This is a genomic window from Nocardia sp. NPDC004722, assembly GCF_053601505.1.
Window position 1 is genome coordinate 1 of record NZ_JBSGBY010000460.1, and the last position, 6,991, is coordinate 6,991.

Below are 6,991 nucleotides of genomic sequence, written 5' to 3' on the forward strand. Positions count from 1 at the left end.
CGGGCGGCCACCAATACCGACGCCATCGTGCTGGAGATCCTCACCGAGGCACAGCAATCACGGCCCGCCGAACGGACGGATGCCGGGCCCTGCCCGTTGCGGGGGATGCGGCGGGCCTCGGTGGTGGCGGCCGACTCACCCGGGGTGCGGCTCGCGGCCACCGCCTCACTCCTGTTGGGCGCGGCCAAGATTCGCGACCACGTCGAGGACGGCGACGCGCACCGGATGGCGCGCCGCCCGCTCACCCGGGTGTCGACCCGCTGGCACGCCCGCGCCCGGGCGTCCGCCGCCCCGCTGGGCTTGGATGTGGATCCCCTCATCGCCGCCATCGAATCCCAGCTGCGACTGGAGAATTCACCGGACAGCACCCTCGACGAACTGACCGGCCCGACCCAGCTCTGCGCGGGCGAACTGTTCGCCCACACCGCGATCCTCGCCGACCGCGCCGAGAATGCCGAGGCGCTCCGCGAGGCCGGTTGGCACTTCGGCCGCATCGCCCACCTCGCCGACGCCCTCGAAGACCTCGAATCCGACCGCGCCCTGGGCCATTTCAATCCGCTGCTCGCCACCGGCACCGCCCCGGAGCAGGCGCACGCCCTGGTGACCGAGTCGAACGCCCTGCTCCGCGCGGCGCTGGCCCGCGTCGCCCTGGACCGCACCGCCGAGATCCGCTGGATGCTGCTCGATCCGCTGGGCGGCGTCGTCCGCAAGCTGGGCCGGGCGGCGGGCATCGTCCACAGTTGCTCCGCAGGCGCCTGCCGCAGTCGCGACGCCGGGACACCGGCGCGGAGTGGTCAACCATGGCCGCCCGGCCCCGGCCCGCAATTCCCGCCGGGCGGACCCGGCTACCCGGCTCCGCCACCGCAATATCCAGGCCCGGCACCGCAATTCGCCCCGCCACTCCAGCCCGGCGCACCGTTCACGCCGCAACCCGGCGGCCCAGGCGTGCCACCGCCCCCACCCCCGCGGCCGCCGAGCTTGCTGGAAGGGTTGGGCATCATCTGCACCCAGTACTGCACCGGATACGCCTGCTGTGCCGAGCACACCGGGCCGTGCAGTGGTCGGCGCAAGCAGCCAGGGTACGAACACTGCGACTGCAACCCCTGCGATGGCTGCGACGGTTGTCATTGCGGCGGAGCGCACCATCATGCCGCGAGCAGCGGCTGCAACATGTGCGACGGACACGGTTGCTGCGACTGCAACTGCGGCGGATGCGACTGCAACTGCTGCGATGGCGACTGCTGCGACTGCGACTGCTGCGGTTGCGACTGCGGCTGCTGAATTTCGGCCAGGAGCGGACCTGGACGCTGGGGACACAGCGTGTGGCAGGGCCGTGTGATCGCGGCGCAAGGGGTGCGCAAGCGGGGCTGTGCAGTCTGGGACCATGACGACGGCAGAAGTTCCGGTTCTGGTGGTGGGTGGCGGTCTGGTCGGGTTGTCGGCCGCGCTGCTGCTCGAATACCACGGGTTTCCCTATGTTTTGGTGGAGCGGCGGGCAGCGCCCTCCGCCTTGCCGCGCGCACGCGGGCTGCACGTCCGGACCGCCGAGATATTTCGGCAGGTCGGTGTGGAGGACCGTATTCGGGAGGCCGCGAAGCATGTGTTGAAGGCTGGGACGTTCGGCGGGGCGTGGACGGGTGAGTCGGTCGTGGCCGCGGAGGCCCTGGATCTGGGGAACCTGCGCGCGGCCATGGCGAATCATGATCCGAGCCCGTCGGAGTTCGTGTTCCTGCCGCAGGTGCTGCTCGAACCCGTGCTGGCCGAGGCCGCCGTGGAGCGCGGCGGGGATCTCCGATTCGGTACGGAGCTGGTGGAATTCGAGCAGGACGCGGACGGCGTGACCGCGGTGCTGCGGGATCCGTCGGGTGCGCGCCACACGGTGCGCGCGGAGTATCTGATCGCGGCCGACGGGGCGGGTAGCCCGATCCGGCGGGCGCTCGGTATCACCGGCACGGAACTGTCGCCGACGCATCACTATCTGAATGTGTTCGCCCGCACCGATCTCACCGGAATCCTCGACGGCCGCGGCTTCAGCCAGTGTGAGATCACCGGCCCCGAGGTGCGCGGACTGGTGTTGTCCAAGAACAACACCGACGAATGGTCCTTCCACATCGAATACGACCCGGCCACCGAATCCCCCGCCGACTGGCCGGACGAGCGCTGCGCGGCCGCCATCCGCACCATGGTCGGAACGGACGATATCGAGCTCACCATCCTGGCCAGAAGCGCCTGGGACACCGGCACTTTCGTGGCCGACGAGTACCGCCGCGACCGCGTCTTCCTGGTCGGCGACGCCGCGCACCGGCATGCGCCGTGGGGCGGCTACGGCGGCAATACCGGTGTCGCCGACGCGCACAACCTGGTCTGGAAGCTGGCCGCGACGCTGCGCGGCACGGCCGGTCCGGACCTGCTGGATTCCTATGCGGCCGAACGTCGTCCGCGTGCGGTGATCGCGGTCGAGCAGGCCCGCCTGGGCACCGAATTCCTGGCCCGCTACGGCATCGCGACCCCGGACAATGCGGCCGACCTGGCCCGCAAGCTCGATATCTCCACGGTCATGACCCGCTACCGCCACGCCTCGACCGCCGTCCTGGACGTCGAGGACCCGGCCCCGCACGTGCCCGCCCTGCGCGGGCAGACCGGAACCCGCCTGCCGCACTGGTGGATCGACGCCGGCTGGTGGACCGCCTCCACCCTCGACCTGTGCGGTCCCGGCTTCACCCTGCTGGTCTCCGGCCCGGCCGGGCAGTGGCGGGAGGCCGCCGCGCACGCGCAGCGCGCCACCGGCATCGAGCTCGCCCTGCACGCGCTGCCCGCGGACGACTGCGCCGAACGGCTGGGCCTGGCCGCGGGCGAGGCGGTGCTGGTGCGGCCCGACCAGCACATCTGCGCGGGCCCCGACTCGGGTCTCACCCCGGCCTGGCTGCGCGAGGTACTGGAACTGGTGGTCGGCGAAAATGCAAGAGCCGCACACCGTTCCGGCCGGATGTAGAAACCCCTGCGTGGCGACATCCGGGTGTGGAACAGTGTGCGGCTCTTCACCCCCATCGGGCCGGACCGCGTCTCGGCGGTCCGGCCCGAAGTCACGGGTGACGGCTCGTCACTGTCAGCGCAGCGTAGCGGTCAGGTGCGGGTAGCCCTTCTTCGGGTTCTTCAAGGAGATGTCCCACCCACCGGACACCTGGTCCGCGTACAGGTTCACCGTCGACGGCAGAAAGATCGGCTTGCCGAATTTCACCGCGTAGGTGACCTTTCCGGGGATCCGGCCCTCGAGCGCGCCGAGCACGGTGGCCGCCGACCACATGCCGTGCGCGATCGGCTTCGGGAACCCGAACGCCTTGGCGCCCAGACCCGAGGTGTGGATCGGGTTGTGGTCGCCCGAGGCCCCGGCGTAGCGGGTGATCGTCTTCTGATCGACCCGCAGCGCCTTCAGCGGGGGCGGAGGCACCTCGTCCGGCTTGGGTTCCGGCTTCGGCCCGCCCGACAGCGAGGTGCGCTGCTGGTGCAGGAAGGTGGTGACCTGACGCCACACCAGTTCCCGGCCCACGTTCACCTCGGTGACCGCGTCCACGAGCAGGCCCTTGGGGTGCTCGCGCAGGTTCTCGATGTGGGTCTCGAAGTCCAGCGGCTCCGACACCGAGATCTCGCGGGTGCGTTCGATGACGTTCTCCGCGTGCACCGCGCCGACCGCCACGAACGGGAAGTCGCGGGCGACGACCAGCTGCATGGCCAGCGGGAAGCTGAGCACGAACGGATAGGTCAGCGGCAGCGCGTCATCGAAACGCAGGCCGGTGGCCCGGCAGTAGGCGGCGAGGTGATCGGGATCGACCTTGAAGCCCTCGAGCCGGACGGTGCGGTCCGGCAGCACGGGCTTGCGGGCCGACAGACCCGGCACCGGCAGCGCGCCCAGGGCGGCCTTGACGAACAGGCCGCTGTTCTTGGGCACCTCGGTGAGGTTGATGGTCTGCGACATCATGCTCCGATCAGGGCCTGGCCGCACACGCGGATGATGTTGCCGGACACCGCGTTCGAGGCCGGGGAGGCGAAGTAGGCGATGGTCTCGGCGACGTCCACGGTCTGCCCGCCCTGCAGCAGCGAGGACAGCAGGCGGCCGCCCTCGCGGGTCGCCAGCGGGATGGCGGCGGTCATGGCGGTCTCGATGAAACCGGGGGCCACCGCGTTGATGGTGATGCCGTGCTCGGCCAGCTTCGGGGCCTCGGCGTTCACCATGCCGATGACGCCGGCCTTGGACGCGCCGTAGTTGGTCTGGCCGCGGTTGCCCGCGATACCGGCGATGGAGGACACGTCGATGACGCGGCCGCCCTGCTTCAGCGCGCCGCGCGCGACCAGGCCCTCGGTGATCCGGTGCGGCGCAGCCAGATTCACGTTCAGCACCGAGTTCCAGCGGCCCTCGTCCATGTTGGCGAGCAGCTTGTCACGGGTGATGCCCGCGTTGTGCACGACGATGTCGATGCCGCCGAAACGCTGGGTGGCGAACTCGGCGAGCTTCTCGGCGGCGTCGGCGGAGGTGACGTCGAGGGCGAGCGCGGTCGCGCCGACCTTGTTGGCGGTCTCCGAGAGCGCCTCACCGGCGGCCGGGATGTCGGCCACGATCACCGTCGCGCCGTCACGGGCGAAGACCTCGGCGATGGTGGCGCCGATGCCGCGCGCGGCGCCGGTGACCACGGCCACCTTGCCCTCGAGCGGGCGATCCCACGAAGCCGGGGCGGTGGCGTCGTCCTTGCCGACCCGGAAGACCTGGCCGTCGACGAACGCCGACTTGCCCGACAGGATGAAGCGCAGGCTGGACTCCAGACCCGTTGCGGCGGTGGCGGCTTCGGGGTGCAGGTAGACCAGGTTGGCGGTGGCGCCGCGCAGCAGCTCCTTACCGACCGAGCGCGTGAACCCCTCGAGCGCGCGCTGGGCGATCTGGGCGTCGACCGAACCGGCCAGCTCCGGGGTGGTGCCGACGACCAGCACGCGACCCGACGCGGCGATGCTGCGCATGGCGGGCTGGAAGAACTCGAACAGCTGCTGCAGATCCTCGATGGTGCGCAGGCCGGTGGCGTCGAACACGAGCGCGCCGAACTTCACGCCGGGGGTGACGCTGTCCACGAAGGTGTAGTCGCCCAACAGGTTTCGCACGGCGTCGGCGACGCGACCCTTGCCGCCCAACAGCACCGGGCCGGGGAGGGCGGGCTCGCCCGCCTTGTAGCGGCGCAGCGTCTCCGGCTGCGGCAGACCCAGCTTCGAGGCCAGGAACGCGCCGGGGGCGGAGTGAACGAAAGATCCGTAGAGGTTGGGAGCGCCCTTGCTCTTGCTGGCAGCCACGTTTCCTACCTTCTCCTTGGTCTCGGCCCGCCGGATAGCGGTATAGCGCACATATGCGGGGTACGGTGTCGACAATGAACTTACTCCAGAGTAAGTTTAATGTAAACCGAGCGACGCGCGTAGCGCACGTGCCGGAAATCCCACCGACGAGACACTGGAGACTCGAGTGACCACCAAAGCCCGTTCGGCGAAGGCCGCGGCCAAGACCACCAAGCAGGCGCGCCCGGTTGCCATCCTCGGCGGTAACCGCATTCCGTTCGCTCGTTCGGACGGCAAGTACGCCCACGCCTCCAACCAGGACATGTTCACCGCCGCGCTGAACGGCCTGGTCTCCCGCTTCGGCCTGCAGGGCGAACGCCTGGGCATGGTCGTCGGCGGTGCGGTGCTCAAGCGCGTCGGCGAGCACGGCATGATCCGCGAGAGCGTGCTCGGCTCCACCCTCTCGCCCTACACCGCCGCGCACGACCTGCAGCTCGCCTGCGGCACCGGTCTGCAGTCCATCGTCACCGTGGCCGACGGCATCGCGCTGGGCCGCCTCGAGAACGGCGTCGGCGGCGGCACCGACACCACCTCCGACGCGCCGATCGGCGTCAGCGAGGGCATGCGCGAGTGGATGCTCGACGCCAACCGCGCCAAGAAGAACTCCGACTACGTGAAGCTGGTCGGCCGCCTGCGTCCGTCCATGGTCGGCATCGAGATCCCGCGCAATGCCGAACCGCGCACCGGACTTTCGATGGGCGAGCACGCCGCCATCACCGCCAAGGAATTCGGCATCTCCCGCGAGGCGCAGGACGAGCTGGCCTTCCTGTCGCACAAGAACATGGCCGCCGCCTACGATCGCGGCTTCATGGACGACCTCATCACCCCGTTCCTCGGCCTGACCCGTGACGACAACCTGCGTCCGGGCTCGACCATCGAGAAGCTGTCGACCCTGAAGCCGGTCTTCGGCGTCAAGCTGGGTGACGCCACCATGACCGCGGGCAACTCCACCCCGCTGACCGACGGCGCGTCCGCGGTGCTGCTGGGCTCCGAGGAGTGGGCAGCCTCGCGCAACCTGGAGCCGCTGGCCTACCTGGTCGACTCCGAGGTCGCCGCGGTGGACTACATCCACGGCCCCGACGGCCTGCTGATGGCCCCCACCTACGCGGTGCCGCGCATGCTGGCTCGTAATGGCCTGAAGCTGCAGGACTTCGACTACTACGAGATCCACGAGGCGTTCGCCTCCGTGGTGCTGGCCACCCTGCAGGCGTGGGAGTCCGACCAGTACTGCAAGGAGCGCCTGGGCCTCGACGGCGCGCTCGGCCCGATCGACCGCTCCAAGCTCAACGTGAACGGTTCCTCGCTGGCCGCGGGCCACCCGTTCGCCGCCACCGGCGGCCGCATCATCGCCCAGACCGCCAAGCACCTCGCGGAGAAGGGCGGCGGCCGCGCACTGGTCTCCATCTGTGCCGCGGGCGGCCAGGGCGTCGTGGCGATCGTCGAGCGCTAGCACGCGGGGGACGTTGTCCCCGAACCTGATTCGAAGGCGGAGCCCCGGTCTGAACGGACCGGGGCACCGCCCTTTCAGCGGAGCACCAGATCCCGGGTACGGCGGGCCAGATCGGATATGCGGGCGCTGTCGTATCCGCCGACCGCGCTGCGGACAGTGTCGTGGAACGGG

Annotated in this window: 5 protein-coding genes; 3 read left to right on the top strand and 2 right to left on the bottom strand. The window is 70.2% G+C overall.

What is annotated here, in order from left to right:
* The coding region (locus ACWELQ_RS33215; protein WP_452400991.1) for a DUF5685 family protein at positions 1-1,281 on the top strand (1,281 nt) is incomplete at its 5' end.
* Positions 1,282-1,384: 103 nt separating this feature from the next.
* Positions 1,385-2,992: an FAD-dependent monooxygenase gene (locus ACWELQ_RS33220; RefSeq protein ID WP_452400992.1), complete on the top strand. Its 1,608-nt coding sequence runs from the start codon at positions 1,385-1,387 to the stop codon at positions 2,990-2,992.
* Between the two features lie 114 nt (positions 2,993-3,106).
* On the opposite strand, the gene ACWELQ_RS33225 is transcribed toward ACWELQ_RS33220, so the two are convergent.
* On the bottom strand, positions 3,107-3,976 hold the full coding sequence (locus ACWELQ_RS33225) for a MaoC family dehydratase (RefSeq protein WP_452400993.1): 870 nt from the start codon (positions 3,974-3,976) through the stop codon (positions 3,107-3,109).
* On the bottom strand, positions 3,973-5,331 hold the full coding sequence (locus tag ACWELQ_RS33230; RefSeq protein ID WP_452400994.1) for a 3-oxoacyl-ACP reductase: 1,359 nt from the start codon (positions 5,329-5,331) through the stop codon (positions 3,973-3,975). Before ACWELQ_RS33230 ends, ACWELQ_RS33225 begins: the two co-directional genes overlap by 4 nt.
* 166 nt (positions 5,332-5,497) lie before the next feature.
* On the opposite strand from ACWELQ_RS33230, the gene ACWELQ_RS33235 reads away from it, so the two are divergent.
* Positions 5,498-6,820, top strand: a complete 1,323-nt coding sequence (locus tag ACWELQ_RS33235) for an acetyl-CoA C-acetyltransferase (protein ID WP_452400995.1) — start codon at positions 5,498-5,500, stop codon at positions 6,818-6,820.
* Positions 6,821-6,991 lie beyond the last annotated feature (171 nt).

Excerpts from the sequence above, each read along its gene's own strand:
- ACWELQ_RS33220 (WP_452400992.1), top strand. The coding sequence starts at position 1,385 with ATGACGACGGCAGAAGTTCCGGTTCTGGTGGTGGGTGGCGGTCTGGTC.
- ACWELQ_RS33225 (WP_452400993.1), bottom strand. The coding sequence starts at position 3,976 with ATGATGTCGCAGACCATCAACCTCACCGAGGTGCCCAAGAACAGCGGC.